The 16,763-nt window shown below is 73.4% G+C and carries 11 protein-coding genes; 8 read left to right on the top strand and 3 right to left on the bottom strand.

Features of this window, described 5'->3' with window-relative positions:
• Positions 1–161: 161 nt before the first annotated feature.
• From ACFQWG_RS10845 to ACFQWG_RS10830, 4 genes are all read left to right on the top strand, one after another.
• Positions 162–893, top strand: a complete 732-nt coding sequence (locus ACFQWG_RS10845) for a response regulator transcription factor (RefSeq protein ID WP_380975203.1) — start codon at positions 162–164, stop codon at positions 891–893.
• On the top strand, positions 890–2,419 hold the full coding sequence (locus tag ACFQWG_RS10840; RefSeq protein WP_380975201.1) for a hypothetical protein: 1,530 nt from the start codon (positions 890–892) through the stop codon (positions 2,417–2,419). The genes ACFQWG_RS10845 and ACFQWG_RS10840 overlap by 4 nt, the downstream gene beginning before the upstream one ends.
• 137 nt (positions 2,420–2,556) lie before the next feature.
• Entirely contained in the window at positions 2,557–3,747 is a 1,191-nt protein-coding gene (locus ACFQWG_RS10835) for a peptidoglycan-binding domain-containing protein (protein WP_380975199.1), read from the top strand.
• Position 3,748: 1 nt separating this feature from the next.
• Complete coding sequence (locus ACFQWG_RS10830; RefSeq protein ID WP_380975197.1) at positions 3,749–5,677, top strand: ABC transporter ATP-binding protein/permease; 1,929 nt, start codon at positions 3,749–3,751, stop codon at positions 5,675–5,677.
• Between the two features lie 17 nt (positions 5,678–5,694).
• Here the strand turns inward: ACFQWG_RS10830 and ACFQWG_RS10825 are convergent, their stop codons facing one another.
• Complete coding sequence (locus ACFQWG_RS10825) at positions 5,695–6,630, bottom strand: aldo/keto reductase (RefSeq protein WP_380975195.1); 936 nt, start codon at positions 6,628–6,630, stop codon at positions 5,695–5,697.
• A gap of 107 nt (positions 6,631–6,737) precedes the next feature.
• Here ACFQWG_RS10825 and ACFQWG_RS10820 point away from each other — a divergent pair, with 107 nt between their 5' ends.
• Positions 6,738–7,649: a LysR family transcriptional regulator gene (locus ACFQWG_RS10820; RefSeq protein ID WP_380975193.1), complete on the top strand. Its 912-nt coding sequence runs from the start codon at positions 6,738–6,740 to the stop codon at positions 7,647–7,649.
• A gap of 43 nt (positions 7,650–7,692) precedes the next feature.
• Here the strand turns inward: ACFQWG_RS10820 and ACFQWG_RS10815 are convergent, their stop codons facing one another.
• Entirely contained in the window at positions 7,693–8,169 is a 477-nt protein-coding gene (locus ACFQWG_RS10815) for a SprT-like domain-containing protein (RefSeq protein WP_380976319.1), read from the bottom strand.
• 35 nt (positions 8,170–8,204) lie between these two features.
• Positions 8,205–13,259, bottom strand: coding sequence for a DUF3418 domain-containing protein (locus ACFQWG_RS10810; protein ID WP_380975191.1), 5,055 nt, complete (start codon positions 13,257–13,259; stop codon positions 8,205–8,207).
• A gap of 568 nt (positions 13,260–13,827) precedes the next feature.
• On the opposite strand from ACFQWG_RS10810, the gene ACFQWG_RS10805 reads away from it, so the two are divergent.
• The 3 genes from ACFQWG_RS10805 to ACFQWG_RS10795 all read left to right on the top strand — a co-directional run bounded on the left by ACFQWG_RS10805 (position 13,828) and on the right by ACFQWG_RS10795 (position 16,692).
• A complete protein-coding gene (locus ACFQWG_RS10805) occupies positions 13,828–14,454 on the top strand; it encodes a hypothetical protein (protein ID WP_380975189.1) in 627 nt (208 codons plus the stop codon).
• A gap of 103 nt (positions 14,455–14,557) precedes the next feature.
• The gene (locus ACFQWG_RS10800) at positions 14,558–15,574 is read left to right on the top strand and encodes a PfkB family carbohydrate kinase (RefSeq protein WP_380975187.1); all 1,017 of its coding nucleotides are present in this window, start codon (positions 14,558–14,560) and stop codon (positions 15,572–15,574) included.
• Positions 15,532–16,692, top strand: a complete 1,161-nt coding sequence (locus ACFQWG_RS10795; protein WP_380975185.1) for a DNA adenine methylase — start codon at positions 15,532–15,534, stop codon at positions 16,690–16,692. The genes ACFQWG_RS10800 and ACFQWG_RS10795 overlap by 43 nt, the downstream gene beginning before the upstream one ends.
• The last annotated feature ends 71 nt before the right edge of the window (positions 16,693–16,763 follow it).

Below are 16,763 nucleotides of genomic sequence, written 5' to 3'. Positions count from 1 at the left end.
CAGCCGGTCAGATCTCCCTGAGAATGCCTTGTGACCTGCTAAGACGCTGCCCCCGGAGGTCGTGGCGCGATCCTGTGCGCAAACTGAGGACGCGGTCACGGACCGTCGCGATCGGGCGGGAGGGCCGCCGACGCGGGTCCCACCGGTGCGACGATGGGCCCATGAGCCCCGCCCAGACCCCCGTCCGCGTCCTCGTCGTCGACGACGAGCTGAGCATGCGCCACCTGCTGGCCGCCGTGCTCCGCGACCAGGGGTGGGAGGTCCGCACGGCCGCCACAGGCGTCGACGCAGTCCGCGAGGCGCGGGCGTTCCGGCCCCATCTCATGGTCCTCGACATCGTGCTCCCCGACGTCGACGGGGTGCGCGTGCTCAAGGCCCTGCGCGCCGAGCACTCCGATGCCATGGTCCTGTTCCTCTCCGCGAACTCCGCGCCGTCGGATCGCATCCAGGGCATCGAGGCCGGAGGCGATGACTATGTGACCAAGCCGTTCTCGGTGCGCGAGGTCGTCGCCCGACTGCACGGACTGCTCCGGCGCAGCCCCCGTCACCGGGCCGAGGCCCCTCCGACGCGCGCTCCCGACATGGTGGTCGGCGACCTCGTCCTGGACCCCGACGGCCACCGGGTCGCCCGCGCAGGGGCGGCGATCGCGTTGACGGCCACCGAGTTCCAGCTGCTGCGGATCCTCATGGAGAACGCCGGCCGTGTCCTGTCGAAGGGGGAGCTGCTGGAGGCGGTGTGGGGCGCGGACGGCGGAAGGTCGTCGAACATCCTCGAGCTCTACATCTCCTACCTGCGCAAGAAGGTCGACATCGGACGCATCCCCATGATCCACACGGTTCGCCGAGTCGGGTACGTGCTGCGAGCTGCGGGGGACGAGGGCGGCGCGCCGTGACCGGCCCGCTCACCGGGTGGCGCCGCGTGCCGTTGACCGCGCGCCTCGCGGTCATCATCGCGCTGGCGATCGCGGCGACGGTCGCGGTCATGGGCATCAACGCGGTGTCGTACCTGCGGGAGAACCTCATGACGGGCGCGAAGGAGTCGGCGCTGCTGGCCTCGCAGGCGATGCAGGGCGACGCGGGCAGCGCCCGGAGCCTGAAGGACTTCCGCTCGGCCGACGGGTCGGCGTCGCCCTCGGAGCCGAAGATCGACCTGCAGCCTCGCCCCGGCGGCTTCTATGTCGTCGTCTCGAGCGAGGACGGGCGCCGGGACCGGATCTCGCAATACCGGCTTCCGAGCCCGGACGGGGCCGACCTCGGCGGGGAGGCCGTCGAGCTCACCGACGCCCAGGTCGATCAGTTGGACGCCAGCCCGGTCCTGGGCAGCCGCCCCGTCCGCCTGGAGATCGAGGGTCTCGGAGAGTTCCTGGTGACCGCCTCCCCCCTGACCTCGACGGGCCTCCAGACGTGGGGCACCCTCTACACCGGGTCCTCTCTGGCCCCGACGGACGCGGCGATCTCCGACTTCGTGCGCCGCGACATCCTCCTGTACACGGCGCTGGGGGCGGTGGTCGTCTGCCTGGCGGTCGTCGTCGTCGCGCGGTCCCTGCGGCCGCTGCGCCAGATCGCGTCGGTCGCCGACCGCATCGCGGCGACGCCCTTGGCCGAGGGCGAGGTCGCGATCCCCCAGCGTGCGCCCGCGCCGGATCCCCGCAGCCGGTCCGAGACCGAGGGGGCGAACTGGACGCGCCTGTTCACGGTCGAGCTCGCCCAGAAGTACGGGTACCGGATGGCGCCGGACCCCGGCGACAACTTCGCGGCCGACCGCGAGGCCGGCGGCGGCGACTGGCGGACGACCAAGTCGGACGAGTACCTCAACGTCTGGGACCGATGCACGGACGAGGCCGACACGAAGGTCAACGGATGGAAACAGACGCGGATCGAGGCCGAGGACCATGCCGAATGGGAGCAGCGGCATCCGGGCGAGCCCTACCCGACGACGGAGGAGGAGACGGCCGCCTGGTACGAGGAGCAGAGGGACTCCATGGAACAGGATGCGGCCGAGGCCGCCGCCGACCCGACCAACCTCAATGTGTGGTTCGTCGACACCTCGGTACCGCGTCTGCAGGAGGCGGCCGCCCGGTGGCGGGAATGCATGGCGCCACTCGGCATCGTCGACCTCCCCTCCGAACCCTGGGACCCCGACACGCGTCCGCCCCAGTCCCTCCAAGACCGATGGGGATGGGAGAGCGCGGGCGACGCCGCCTCGGCCGACGAGATCCAGGTGGCGACCCACGACGCCCAGTGCCGTCGGGACTCCGGGTGGTTCGACACGCTGTACGACGAGTCGTGGAACCAGGAGGAGGCGTTCATCGCCGAGCACAAGGCGGAGTTGGATGCGACGGACTTGGCCCAGAATGTCGAGGCTGCGCAACGCGCCCTCCAGACGATCCGTGGCTATCTGCAGAGCGCCCAGGGCTGAGCGATGTCCGCGGATCCGGTTCCCTCCCCGCCGCTGGCGCCCCTGCCCGGGCCCCCCAGGCACGGCGGTCCCGCCCCCGCGCCTGGCTGGCCGCGGCCGCGGCCCTGGTTGCGCTCGCCCTGGTCGCAGGCACCTGGATGGCGGCCTCCCGGTTCCAGTCCCCCGCCCAGCGGGAGGCCGCCGCGCTGCCGCCTGCCGCGCAACCCGTCGTCGTCCAGGTCGCCCGCGGCGACCTGGTCAACCGCGCGACGATGATGGCCACGGCCGCCCCGGACGATCCGCGCAAGCTGGCGCTGCCGTCCGTGGACGGCGTCGCCGTGGTGACCGGAGCCGGCGTGCCGGAGGGCGGCCTGCTGACCTCCGGGTCGGTGGCGACCTGGGTGAACGGGCGGCCCGTCATCGCCCTGCGCGGCCCCTTCCCCCTTTACCGCGACATCGGGGAGGGCGACAGCGGCGAGGACGTCCGCATGCTCCAACAGGCGCTGGCCGACCTGGGCTACGGCATCTCCCCCGACGGAGACTTCGGGGCGCACACGGCGCAGTGCGTGAAGGATCTCTACGCTTCTGTGGGATCCGCGGCGCCCGAGCGGTCCGTCGAGGAGGAGGCTCCCACCGACGCCTCGGGCGCGGGTTCTCCGGCGGACAACGCCTCCGGCTCTTCCGGGACCGGAGCGCCGACGGCAGGGACGCCCTCGTCCTCGTCGACGACCCCGAGGGCGCGGACCCCGCGGACGCAGATCTACGTGCCGGCCTCGGAGGTCGCGGTCCTGCCCGGCCTGCCCGCGCGCGTGGGCGCGACCCCCGGCGTGGGCACCATCCTGGATGCGGACACAGCGACCCTCACGCTCACCGGTGACAGCCTCTCCCTCACCGGAAAGGTTCCCGGGGACGTCGCGGCCCGACTGTCGACAGGGACCACGGGCACCGCGCAGGCCGGCGACCAGCCGGTCCCCGTGCGCGTCGAGACGGTGGTCGGCCCCGCCGAGGCGACGTCCTCCTCCGAGTCCGGATCGCAGGACGCGGGGACCGATCCCTCCCAGTCCGTCGTCGTCTTCGCCCCGGTCCAGGGCGCGCTGCCCGCCGAGTGGGCGGGCAATGAGCAGGTCCTCGTCACACTGGACCTCAGCGCGCCGGTCACCGACGCGCTGCTCGTCCCCCAACGGGCCGTGGCGACCGACGCGTCGGGCGGGACCTCGGTGCTGCTGCGCCAGCCGGACGGCTCCTTCACGCAGACCCCGGTGGATGTCCGGAGCTGTGTCGGCGGAACGTGCGCACTGGCGGAGGCGACCGGCGTCTCCGAGGGCGCGACGCTCAGGGTGGATCGTTGAGATGGCGCGACTCACGCTGCTCGGTGTCTCGAAAGCCTATCCCGGTGAGATCCCCGTCCAGGCTCTGGAGGATGTCACGCTCACCATCGGACAGGGCGACTACGTCGCGATCCAGGGCCCGTCGGGTTCCGGCAAGTCGACGCTGCTCAACCTGCTCGCGCTCCTCGACCGCCCGACGGCTGGCACCTATCTCATCGACCACCAGGACGCCACCCGGCTCGACGACGCAGCGCGGGCGCGCCACCGGTCGGCGACCTTCGCGTTCGTCTTCCAGTCCTTCCACCTGTTGGACGGCCGCACGGTCCTGGACAATGTGGCGTTGGGGACCCTCTACCGGGGATTGCCGCTCGCTCGCCGCACCGAACTCGCCCGTGAGGCTCTGACGTTCGTCGGCCTGGGGCACAAGGCGGATCAGCGGGCCCAGAAGCTCTCCGGAGGGGAACGCCAACGTGTGGCGATCGCCCGGGCCATCGCGTCCCGCGCCCCCGTGGTCGTCGCCGACGAGCCGACCGGCAACCTGGACTCCGCGTCGGGCGCCCTGGTCATGGACACCCTGGAGCGTCTCAACGACGAGGGCGCCACGGTCATCGTCGTCACGCACGACCCCGGCGTGGCGGCGCGCGCCGGGAGGCGCCTGCACGTGCGCGACGGCAGGGTGAGCGAGGCACCGGCGCCGCCCTCGGCGATGATCGGGGAGAACGCCTCCCCCCGTCCCCGCCCGCCCGAGGGGCGTGACGCGACCGTGCGGATCCCCGACATGCTTCGCGACGCCTGGAGAGGCCTGTGGACCAGGGCTGGGCGCACGCTGGCGTTGGTGGCTGCGGTGGCTCTGGGCGTCGGGCTGGCGCTGACGACGACCGGCCTGTCCGACACCGCCCGTTATCAGGTGTCCGACATCTTCGACGCCCAGCGCAACCAGTGGGTGAGCATGACCGCGACTGTCCCCGACTCCGGTGCCGCCGCGGACCAGGCCGCGTCGGGGAGGTCCCTGGCGCGCGTGCGCGCGCTGGCCGGCGTGGACGCCGCCGCGGTCCTGCTCACCCACGAACAGGTGACGGTGTCCACCGGGCTGCCGGGCACGGGCCGCGGCAACGGCTCGGGCACCGGGGGCGACCAGTCCGCGGACCTCGTCGGGGTGGTCGGCGGATCACTTCCCGAGGAGCTGATGACGGTCGACACCCAGGGCGAGCCCCTGGCGTCCCTCGGCGGCGACGAGGTGCTCATCGGCTCTCAGCTGGCGGACCGGCTCCAGCTGGGACCGCTGCTCGCGTCCCCGGCGATCCTGGTCGCCGGCGAACCGAGACGGGTGGTGGGAATCCTGGAGGACGCAGGTCTCCAGATCGGGTTGCTCGACGCCGTGCTCACCACCGAGGACGCCGCAGGCTCCCTGGCCGGCGCGCGGTACGCGACGGCGCTGATCCACGTCCAATCGGGGGCGGCGGCGCAGGTGGCGGGCCAGGCGCCGGCGGCCTGGATCCCGTCTTCAACGGGGATCTCGGTGGACGCCCCGCCGGACCCGCACACCATGCGCGAGCAGATCGAGGGCAACGTCACCGCCACATTGCTCACTCTCACCGGGGTGACATTGCTGGCGGCCATGCTGTCGCTGGCGAACTCGATGACGACGGCGGTCCTCCAGAGGACCGGCGAGTTCGGGTTGCGCCGGGCGATCGGCGCGCGCCGGGCACACGTCACCGTCCTGGTTCTCACGGAGTCCGTGGCGGTCGGGGTACTGGGCGGGATCGCCGGCGCCTACATCAGCCTGCTCGCGGTGCTGGGAGTGACGATCGCGCGCCAATGGCAGCCCGTGTTCGACCCGGCGCTCGTGCCCGTCGGGATCGCGGCCGGGGTCCTGGTCGGCCTGCTCGGCGGCCTGGTCGCGGTCCAGCGCGCCTCGCGGATCCAACCCGCGGATGCGCTGAGGGCGTGAAGGACCCCGGCGAGGGCTCAGGGGACGAGGTGCCCGGAGGTCCGGAACAGCTCGTACCACTCGGCCCGCGTGAGCTCCAGGTCGGATCCCTGCGCGGCCTCGGCCACCCGCCGGGGGGTGGTCGTGCCGAGCACGACCTGCATGTGCGCGGGATGGCGGGTGATCCAGGCGGTGGCGATGGCCATGGGCGGCACCTGGTGGGCGGCGGCCATGCGGTCGATGGCCCTGTTGAGCTCCGGGTACTCGGGTGAGCCCAGGAACACGCCGTTGAAGAAGCCGGCCTGGAAGGGAGACCACGCCTGGATCGTGATGTCGTTGAGGCGGCAGTAGTCGACGATCCCCCCGCCGTCGAGCGTCGCCGACTGCGGTTCTCCGGCCATGTTCGCGGCGAGGCCCTGGGCGATGATCGGCTCGTGGGTGATGGAGAGCTGAAGCTGATTGGCCACGATCGGCTGGCGCACGTACTTGCGCAGGAGATCGATCTGGCGCGGCGTGTGGTTGGAGACTCCGAAGTGGAGGACCTTGCCGGAGGCCTCGAGATCGTCGAATGCGCGGGCGACCTCCTCGGGCTCGACGAGGGCGTCGGGGCGATGGAGGAGGAGGATGTCGATGCGATCGGTGCCGAGCGCCGCGAGCGAGCCGTCGACCGACTCCACGATGTGCTCGTAGGAGAAGTCGAAGTACGGGCCTTCCTTGACGATTCCGGCCTTGGTCTGGATCGTGATCCCGTCGCGCTCCGAGGGCGTCAGCCGCATGGCCTCGGCGAAGCGGCGCTCGCACTCGTACAGGTCATCCCCGTAGACGTCGGCGTGGTCGAAGAAGTCGATACCCGAGTCGCGCGCCTCGCGCACGAGGGCCCGGATCTCGTCGTCGGACTTCTTTGCGATGCGCATGAGCCCGAGGACGATGTTCGGGACGGTGATATCCGTTCCCGGGAGGGTGAAGGTCTTCATTGTCGGTCCCTTTCAGATGTCTGCGTCTGCCTGTCCGCCACAGTAGACACCGACGAGCCACAAGTAAAACAACTCAGAATCATCTGATTGAGAGATAGAATCGCTGAATGGAGCTGCGTCAACTGGAGTACGTCGTCACCCTGGCAGACGAGGGACAGTTCACGAGGGCGGCCGCCGTCTGCCAGGTGTCGCAGTCGGGGCTCTCCGCGGCGATCCGGAGCCTCGAGGAGGAGCTGTCCTCGCCCCTGTTCGCACGGACCACCCGACGCGTCTCGCTCACCGACGCGGGACGCGCGTTCCTCCCCTTCGCCCGTCAGACCCTCGCCCAGGCGTCGGCGGCCCGCGACGCCGTGGTGCGGGCCACACAGTCGCTCTCGGGCCGGTTGCGCGTCGGGGCGGAGCAGTGCCTCGGGCTGGTCGACGTGCCGGCTCTCCTGGAGCGCTTCCACCGCAGGTATCCGCTCGTCGAGATCCAGTTCACCCAGGCCGGGTCGCACGATCTCGTCGACCAGGTCCATGCCGGCCTCCTGGATGTCGCCTTCGTCGCCACGACCGAGCACCTGGGCGCCGTCAGCAGCGTCGAGATCGGACGCGGCCCCATCGTGGCCCTCGTCCCCCAGGGGCATCCGCTGGCCTCCCGCGCGGGCATCCGGTGGCGCGACCTGACCGGCCTCGAGTTCATCGACTTCAGGGAGTCGTGGGGGGTCCGTTCGCTCAACGATGCGACATGCCGCGCCCAGGGAGTCAGGCGCCGGGTTGGGTGCACAGTGGACGATGTGCACACGCTCCTCGACCTGATCCATCGGGGACTGGGAATCGCGCTGGTCCCCCGCCACGTCGCCGACAAGCCCCAGGCCGGCGGGCTTGTGGCCGTCCCGCTGCCCTCCGCCTTCCCGTCCTGGGTCGTCTCGGCGATCACCGGCATGCACGCCGAACCGTCTGCATCGCGGCTGCTGGAGATCCTCGACAGCGATGAGCCCGCGTGCTCCACCAGCGTCGTCGCTGTCCCGCGGGGGTGAGCCGGCGGGGATCCGCGCTCGCCGGCCGCGGGAACCCGGTGCCTCACGGCCTCCCGCCCCGGATGAGCCGCGCCAGTTCGCGCGCATAGGCGCCGCCGGGGCGGGCAGGGACGCCCTCGTGGGTCCACGTGAGGACGAGGTCAGGGCGGAAGTCCCGGGCGCAGGCGCCGCAGGCCACGACGCGGCGGGGCGCGGCGAAGAGGCGCCGCTGGGCCCCGCACCGCGGACACGTCCCGACCCAGGGCGCGGCGGGGGCGGGAAGGGAGCCGGGCAGGCGCGCGGCATCGGGGGCGCCCAGCCGGCGGGCCTCCCGCTTCCAGACGGCGTCATGGCCGTGTGCGGCGCCGACGCGCGCGTGGGCGATCTCGTGGAGGACGACGCCGCGGACCGTCTCCTCCGGGTACAGGGGGATGAGCTGCGCAGACAGGGAGATCGTGCGTCGGGGGTGACGGCAGGCGCCCGCGCGCCGGCGGGCGTGGTCGAGTTCGAGGCGCCAGTCGGCGAGGCCGTGGGCGTCCATGAGCGTGCGGGCCAGGCGCTGGGCGTCGGCGAGGTTCACGACCGCACCGCCTCGGCGCCGATCAGTCCCAGCACCCGCTTCGCCGACACCTTCTGCGGGGTGCCGAGCTGCTGGGCGAACAGGGAGACGCGCAGCTCCTGCGCCATCCACCGCGCCTGGGTGAGGGCGTGGGCGCGCGCGGCGTCGAAGGGCCGTCGCGCGGCGCGCTCCGCGGCGTCGTCGATCGCACGCTCGACCTCATGCACGGTGCGCATCGCCTCCGCGTCGCGTCGCAGCGCCGGCGCCCCGCCCGACGCGCGGCGGACCCGCACGGCCCCGGCCCGCAGGTAGCGCGCGAGATGGGGAAGCGCCCACGGCGGGGTGGCGAGGAGGAACCCCGGATGGATCAGGGACCGCGTCGTGGCCTCGACATCGTTGACGGCGGCGCGCAGGGAGACCTCCGGGTGCTCGCGGATCGCGCCCTGGACCTCGCTGAGCGCCTCCATCGCGCGGACCACGTGGCCGAGGAGGTCATGGACGCGGTCCTCGTGGAGGTCGCGGGCGCGCTCGGCCAGCTGGTCGAAGGCCTGCGGTTCGCGCACCGAGGAGGGCGACGCCGTCAGCTCGTCCACCAGCGACACCGCGGAGGCGAGCTGTGCGTCGGCCACCAGGGCGGCCGTGCCCCCATAGGGGGAGGCCGCGAGCATCAGCGCCTCGCGCCCCGTCCACCGGGTCGTCACGCGGGCGGTCGCCAGGCGAACGCGCAGGAGCAACAGCCGCGCCAGGCCCTCCCGGTGCAGCCGGTCGGCCTCGGCGGGGTTCGCCAGGATCCGGATGCCCGCGGCCGGTTCGGCGGCGTCGCCCTGCGGCACCAGCGCCGGGAACCCGCGCAGCATGAGCCCTGTGGCCGGATCGCGCGTGTCGAGGCTGCGGGGCAGCGCGGTGGAGGGGAAGGCGGTCAGCCCGTCCGCCTCCAGCGCGGGCGGAGGGACGGGGGAGACGCCGGCGGTGGGTGGCGCGGTCTGCCCCGTCGTGCCGTCTGCGAGAGGTCCGGCGATCCGCTCGCCGCGGCTTCGCCGCCCCCGGCCGCCCCCCTTCGGGGAGGACGTCCGCCGCCGGTGCTCCGCATCGGCGAAGGCCTCGGCGACAGCGCCGCGCACGGCCGTGCGCACGGCCTGGTCGGCCGTGCCGGCCAGCGTGCGCTGGAGGTAGGCCAGATCCTTGCCGGCGCCCAGCTCCGCGCCGTGCCGGTCGACGACGACGAAGGTCATCCGCAGGTGGTCGGGCAGATGGCCGGCGGCGTGGGCGAGGTCGGCCTCCGACAGCTCGACCCCGCGCAGGGTGGCCGCAGCCTGTGCCAGCGCCCGGGAGAAGGGCGGCAGAGGTCCGGTCGCATCCGGTGCGCCGGTCGTGTCCGGTGCACCGGGGCCGTCCTCGTCCCCCCGGGTCCGGACGGGACCACGCCGCCGGTCGCCCGAGGTCCGCGCGGGCGCGTCCTGCCGGTCCGGCCGGCTGGGCGCCGTGGGCGCCGCGGCGCCCACGACCTGGCCGGAGGCCCGCCCCCACCGGGCCAGCCGCGCCATCGCCGCGTCCAGGGACTGCGGATCCCCCGCCGCCGGCGCGGGCCCGGACCCGTCCGGGGCGGCGCCGGCGGCCTCCTGACCGGGCGCCTCCCCGCCGCCGATCACATGCCCGCGGATCCAGGCGACGACCTGGGTCCCGACCTCCGGAGCAGGCGCCAGCAGACGGCGTTTGGCCTTCGGCAACGCCCGGATCCACCCGGTGGCGAGCTCCTCCCGCATGCCGGGCACCAGCCAGTCGGCGCCGTCCTCGCGAACGCGGGGAAGGACCTCGACGGGCACGGTGGCCGTCACCCCGTCGCGGGGCGACCCGGGAGCGAACTCGTAGCTCAGCGCCAGGCGCAGGCCGGCGCTCGCCCAGTGGTCGGGGAACGCGTCGGGGTCGGCTCCCGTCCCGCGCGGCAGCAGCAGGCCGGGCGGGTAGACCAGGAGATCGGGGGTCTCGCGCCGCGCCCGCTTCCACCATCCGTTGAAGTGCCCGGCCGACACGACGTCCTCGGGCACGATGTCGTCGAAGAAGGCGAAGAGCGCCTCCTCGCCGGCCACGAGCCCCATCCGGCGGGAACGCCGCTCCACCTCGCGCGCCTGCTCCAACCGCTCCGCGTTGACCTGCTGGAAGCGGTGGCGCTCCCGCCACTCGCCGCCCACCAGGGCATGGCGGATGAACATCTCGCGCGCGAGCTCCCGGGCGGTGACCGCCGTGCTCGCCGGGTCCTCCGCCTCCCCCGCGTCCCCCGGAGCGGGTTCCGCCTCCCCCGCGGCGCCGGGCGCGCCGTCGCCGGCGGGTGCGTCCCCGGTATCGGTCCGGGCGCGGTCCGCGGACCCGAGGGCGGCTCCGAGGGCGGCGCCCAGCGCGTCCGCGATGGCGGTGGAGGGCGCCAGCCCGCGTTCGGCGTCCCCCCGCCGGGCGGGCCCCTCCACGGCGCCCGCTGCGACGAGTCCCTGCGCGATTCCGGCCAACGTGCCCGGCGCCGCCACACTCGACCGCGATCCCGTCCTCCCGCCGAAGGAGACGCCCTCCCCGAGGCGTCCCAGCAGCACGGGGCGGTCCGCCACGAGAGTCAGCCCGTAGAGCAGCACCTTCTCCCGGACCATCGCGGCACCCTTGGCCGAGGACCAGAACGGCTCGGAGTAGACGCGCCGGACCAGTCCGCCGGCCGCCGGCTCGATCCACTCGGGCCGGATGCGGGCGACCGTGCGGGCGAAGAGACGGGAGGTCTCGACGAGCTCCGCGGTCATCACCCAGTCGGGGTGGCTGCGCGCCAGGCCCGATCCCGGCCAGATCGTGAACCGCGTGCCGCGCGCGCCCGCGTACGTGCGGGTCTGGACGTCCCAGTTCCCCAGGTTCGACAGCAACCCCACCAGCAGCGACAGGTGGATCTCATCGGCATCCACCGTGTTCGCCGAGTCCGTGAACGCCACGACCGCCCGGGCCGTGGCGTTCGCGATCCCGCCCTGCGCGGCCGCGCGCGCGACGTCCGCGGGAGAGGGCTCGCCGATGGGGTGGAGGTCGAGGTCCAGGGGCCGGGCCATCTGCCGCAGCTGGCCCACGACATCGCGCCACTCGCGAAACCGCAGGTAGTGGAGGAACTCGGAGCGGCACATCCGCCGGAACGCGGAACCGGACAGATCGCGCGCCTGCGTGGTGAGGTAGCGCCACAGGTTGAGGTACGTGATGAAGTCCGAATGCGGATCGGTGAAACGCGCGTGGGCGGCGTCCGCGGCCTGCTGGTGCTCCAGAGGGCGCTCGCGGACGTCCTGGATGGACAGGGCGGCGACGATGACCAGGACCTCCGAGGCGCAGCCGTTCGCGTCGCCCTCGATGAGCATGCGTCCCAGCCGCGGATCGATGGGCAGCGCCGCCAGGTCGCGTCCGATCGCCGTCAGCGCGTAGCCGCCCGGGGTGGCGGACCGGTCCTCCTCCAGGGCGCCGATCTCGACGAGCAGCTGGATGCCGTCGCGCACCGCTCGGGCGTCCGGAGGATCGAGGAACGGGAAGTCTCCGACGTCGCCGAGGCCCAGGGCCGCCATCTGCAGGATGACGGAGGCCAGCGAGGTCCGCAGGATCTCCGGCTCCGTGAACTCGGGGCGCGACTCGTAGTCGGCCTGGGAGTACAGGCGGATCGCGACGCCGTCGGCCAGGCGCCCCGAGCGCCCCGAGCGCTGGTTGGCGCTGGCCTGGGAGATCCGCTCGATGGGGAGGCGCTGGACCTTCGTCCGGTTCGAGTACCGGCTGATGCGCGCGAGCCCCGGGTCGATGACGTAGTGGATGCCCGGCACGGTCAGCGAGGTCTCTGCGACGTTCGTGGCCAGGACGACGCGGCGGTGGACGTGCGGCTCGAACACGCGGTGCTGCTCGGCCGCCGTCAGTCGCGCGTAGAGGGGGAGGATCTCGATCGCGTCGGGTCCGCGCGGCGCGCGGGAGTCAGTGCGCCCGGTGATCGCGCGGGCGCCCAGGTGGTCGGCGAGGGCCTGCTCGGTGTCGCGGATGTCGCGCTCGCCGGGCAGGAACACCAGGATGTCCCCCGGGCCCTCCGCGCACAGCTCGTCCACGGCCGCGCAGATCGCCGTCTCCTGGTCGATCTCCTCCCCCAGGCCGTACCCCAGGGAGGGGAGGTCGTCGTCGGGGTCCTCCAGCACCAGCTGCTGGACCCCGGTGCGCGCGGTCCCGGGGGCGGCGACGCCCTCGTCCTCGGCCCCGTTCCCGGGCGATCCCTCCGGGGACGAGGACGACCACTGCGAGGGGGCGCCCTCCGACAGGGGGCGGTAGCGGATCTCGACGGGATACGTGCGCCCCGACACCTCGATGACAGGGGCGGGCTCGACTAGGCTGCCCTTCCCGGGGCGCCCATCCCACCGGCCGAAATGGGCGGCGAAGCGCTGGGAGTCGATGGTGGCGGAGGTGATGACGACCTTGAGGTCGGGGCGCAGCGGCAGCAGGCGCGCGAGGTAGCCCAGGAGGAAGTCGATGTTGAGGGAGCGCTCGTGGGCCTCGTCGATGATGAGCGTGTCGTAGCGGCGCAGCAGCGGGTCGGACTGGATCTCTGCCAGCAGGATGCCGTCGGTCATGAGCTTGACCAGGGTCGTGGGCCCGACCTCGTCGGTGAAGCGCACCTGGTAGCCGATGACCTGTCCGGGCTCACGGCCCACCGTCTGGCCGAGCTCCTCGGCGATGCGGTCGGCGACGCTGCGCGCGGCCAGGCGCCGGGGCTGGGTGTGGCCGATCATGCCGCGCACGCCGCGGCCCAGCTGCAGGCAGATTTTGGGCAACTGCGTGGTCTTGCCCGATCCCGTCTCCCCCGAGACGATGACGACCTGGTGGTCGCGGATCGCGGCGGCGATGTCGTCTCGGCGGGCGGACACGGGCAGGTCCGGGTAGCGGATCACGGGGATCGCAGCCGCGCGCTGGGCCAGCTGCTCGGGGGTGAAGGGGCGGAAGACATGGGGTCGGTGCGTTCGGCGCGCGCGGTGGCGGCTCCGTCCCCCGGAACGGCGGGGTTCCGGGCTTGGGGGGCGGTCAGGGCGGGGCACGCGGCCAGTGTAGTCAGGGGTGGAGGGGCGGCTCCGAGCGGGCGGATGGCGATGTGGGGTCTCGGCAGTCGTTCCGCTTCGTTGATGGACGAGAGCGCGCCGAGACCCCATCCGAGTGCCAACCGGGCGTTGTCCACAGATCCGCGCTGGCGGTCTTCGCGGCGGAGAGGATCGACTGAGATGGACGGATGGACGTCAAAGGTATCGAACGCGCACGAAACAACCTGGTCGTGGCGTCGGCTCCGACGTCGCGCGCATGCCGGCGGATGGCGGAACGCGGTGAGATCGTCCGGGTGTTCCGCCACGTGCACGTTCGTGTGTCCTACCTGCAGGACGTGGGGAGGTGGGAGTTCGCCCTTCGGGTCAACGTGATCCGGGCGATGGCCGTGGCGATCGTCCTGGGGGGCAGGCTCCGCTCAGCCACGAGACGGCGGCGGAGCTGCTCGGAGTGGAGACTCATCGCCCCCACGTCCCGATCCATGTGTGTCTTCCCCGCAAGTGGGGTGGAGGCCGGGCGGTCCTCCCGGCTCTGAGGCTTCCACGTGGTCGGTCGGCGCCGGCCGTCCCGTTGATCCGGCATGCCGCGCGCATCCCGGAGGCGCAGCTCCTCCGGGTCGCGGGCGCGCGCGTGTGCGACCTGCCGACGGCCGCGGTGCAGTGCGCGGCCTCCCTTCCCGCCTGCGATGGCGTGGTCGTCGTGTCAGGGGCCCTGCGGGCGCTGTCGAGGTTCGGCGCGGTCGGACGGGCGGAGGGCCGGCGCCGGGAGGAGACGTGGCGCCGGCACATGACGGCGCTGCTGGACCGCTCCGGTCCGGGAGCACGGAACTGCAGGCGCGCGCGGGCCGTCATCGGCGCGGCGGACGCGGCGTGCGAGTCCGTGGCGGAGCGGATCCTCCTGTGGATCCTGCGGTCCCGAGGATTCCACGTGGAGACGCAGGCCACCTACCGGGTGAACGGACGCGTCCGCCGCGTGGACTTCTTCATCCGGCGGCCAGGACGCCTGCCGGACGTCGTCATCGAGTTCGACGGGATCGGCAAGTACGGCGACACGCTTCCCCTGGTGCTGCGCAGCGTGTGGGAGGAGAAACGTCGCCAGATGGACTTGGAGTCCCTGGGGCTCGTGTTCCTGCGGTTCGTCATGCGCCGATGCGGCATGGTGCGGGCCCCGCGCGCGTGCCGGGCGCTGGCGGTGTGAGGGAACACCCGTCTGTGGTCTCAGCGGTGGTTCCGCGCCGTCCCGCCCGGAGGGCGCGCCGAGACCCCATGTGGTTGTCGGAGGCCTCGGCGACAATGGACCCATGCACGCCGTCTTCGCCGGTCTCACCACGCGCGACGAGATCCACCTCCTCGACCACGTCCCCGATCCCCGCACCAAGGCCACATCGGTCGCGCACCTCAGCGCCGCCGGCGGTCCGGCCACGAACGCCGCTGTCGCGTTCGCCGCGCTCTCGCGGGCGAGCGGGGGCATCGACGAGGGCGCCCCCGCCTCCGTGAGCCTGCTGACGGCGCTGGGGGCCTCGCCGGTGGCCGGAGCGCTGTCCGGCGAGCTCACCGGGCTCGGCGTGGACGTCATGGACGCGGCGCAGCGCTCCGGCGGCGCCGGGTCGGAGCCCGCCCTCTCCTCGATCATCGAGCACCCCGCCGGGCGCATGGTCGCCTCGACCAACCGCTCGGTGCCCACCGACCCGGCTCTCGCGCGGCAGGAGCTGGTGAGGGACCGGGAGGCCCATGGCCTGCCGGATGTCGTCCTGGTCGACGGTCATCACCCCGAGCTCGCGGACCTGGCGTTGCGCCTGGGCACGCGCGGCGCCCCCGGGACGGACCCGGACCCCTTCGCGGAACTCGAGGACAGGCCCTCCCACCTGCGCCTCCTGGACGGCGGCTCGTGGAAGCCCGCGTTCGTGCCGCTGCTCGGACTCATCGACGTGGCCGTCGTCTCGGCGGACTTCCACCCCCCGCTCCCGGGGGACGCCCCCGGGGCGGTCGCGGACTTCCTGCGCGGCTTCGGCATCGCCCGGATCGTGCGCACCGATGGGGCGAACCCCGTGCGCTGGTGGTGGGACGGAGCCAGCGGGCAGACCCCCGTCCCCGCCGTGGACGACCGGCCGGCCGTGTCCACGATGGGGGCCGGCGACGTCTTCCACGGGGCCCTCGCCTGGGCGCTCGCCCGCGCCCATGCCGCCGGCGGGGAGGCGCCCGCCGATCCGGACGCGCTGCTCGCCTTCGCCGGTTCCGTCGCCGCGCTGTCCACCCGGTCCTTCGGCACGCGGGCGTGGACGGCCGAGGGCGCCCTCGTCGATCTGGCCGCCTCGTGATCAAGTACCTGGGAAGCAAACGCGCTCTCGTCCCCGCGTTGGGGGCCATGGCCGCAGCCACCGGCGCGCGCACCGCGCTGGACCTGTTCACCGGCACCACGCGCGTCGCTCAGGAGTTCAAGCGACTCGGCATGGAGGTGACGGCCTCCGACATCGCGACCTACTCGGAGGCGCTGGCCCGCTGTTACATCGCGACCGACGCGCGCGGGGTCGACGGGGAGGCCCTCGCGGAGGAGATCGCCCGCCTCGATGCGCTACCGGGCACGCCCGGCTACGTCACGCGGACCTTCTGCGAGGAAGCCCGGTACTTCCAGCCCGCCAACGGCGCGCGCATCGACGCGATCCGCGACGCCATCGAGGCCGGGCACGGCGGCGGAAGCCCTCTGGCCTGCGCCGACGGTCCGGGCGGGGATCCGCTCTACCCGATCCTGCTCACCTCCCTGATGGAGGCCGCCGACCGCGTGGACTCCACGACCGGCCAGCAGATGGCCTACCTCAAGCAGTGGGCGCCGCGCGCCTCGAACCCGTTGCGCCTGCGCGTGCCGCAGCTCTTGGCGGGAGGCGGCCGAGCGGTCCGCGGAGACGCCCGGGACGTCGCGCGGGCGCTGGGGCCGATCGACCTGGCCTATCTGGATCCGCCCTACAACCAGCACCGGTACTTCACGAACTACCACGTGTGGGAGACGCTCATCCGCTGGGACGCGCCCCCCGCCTACGGCGTCGCCCGCAAACGCGCCGACGCCCGCGACCCCGCCACCGCCTCCGCCTTCAACCGGCGGCGGGAGATGCCGCGCGCCCTCGCGCAGGTCATCGCGGACGTGCGCGCCGAGGTCGTCATGGTCTCCTACAACGACGAGTCGTGGGTCGGCGTCCCCGGGCTGGCCACGTCCCTGCGCGAGGCGGGCCACGAGGACGTCGCCGTGGTCGGCTTCGACTCCAGGCGCTACGTCGGCGCGCGCATCGGCATCTACAACCCCGCGGGAGAGCGCGTGGGCCGCGTCGGGCGCCTGCGCAACACGGAGTACGTCTTCGTGGCCGGCCCCGGCGACCGGGTCGGGGCGGCCGTCGCGGCCGGGCGGGCGGCGGGCGGGGAGATCGTCCCCGAGCCCGCCGTCTAGAATCGCGCCCATGGAGGTGCGGGGCGGGGAGCCCGGGGCGAGCGTGGCGCTGTGGTGGCTGCCTGTGGGCG

This window comes from Schaalia naturae, assembly GCF_042665795.1.
GTDB classification, from domain to species: domain Bacteria; phylum Actinomycetota; class Actinomycetes; order Actinomycetales; family Actinomycetaceae; genus Pauljensenia; species Pauljensenia naturae.
Note: the sequence above shows the minus strand (reverse complement) of the source record. Positions and strands in the feature narration are given on the sequence as shown.

What these genes read in the sequence shown, in the direction of transcription:
- ACFQWG_RS10830 (WP_380975197.1), top strand. Translation starts at nt 3,749, where the DNA reads ATGGCGCGACTCACGCTGCTCGGTGTCTCGAAAGCCTATCCCGGTGAG.
- ACFQWG_RS10845 (WP_380975203.1), top strand. Translation starts at nt 162, where the DNA reads ATGAGCCCCGCCCAGACCCCCGTCCGCGTCCTCGTCGTCGACGACGAG.
- ACFQWG_RS10815 (WP_380976319.1), bottom strand. Translation starts at nt 8,169, where the DNA reads ATGGACGCCCACGGCCTCGCCGACTGGCGCCTCGAACTCGACCACGCC.
- ACFQWG_RS10825 (WP_380975195.1), bottom strand. Translation starts at nt 6,630, where the DNA reads ATGAAGACCTTCACCCTCCCGGGAACGGATATCACCGTCCCGAACATC.
- ACFQWG_RS10800 (WP_380975187.1), top strand. Translation starts at nt 14,558, where the DNA reads ATGCACGCCGTCTTCGCCGGTCTCACCACGCGCGACGAGATCCACCTC.
- ACFQWG_RS10835 (WP_380975199.1), top strand. Translation starts at nt 2,557, where the DNA reads ATGGCGGCCTCCCGGTTCCAGTCCCCCGCCCAGCGGGAGGCCGCCGCG.
- ACFQWG_RS10820 (WP_380975193.1), top strand. Translation starts at nt 6,738, where the DNA reads ATGGAGCTGCGTCAACTGGAGTACGTCGTCACCCTGGCAGACGAGGGA.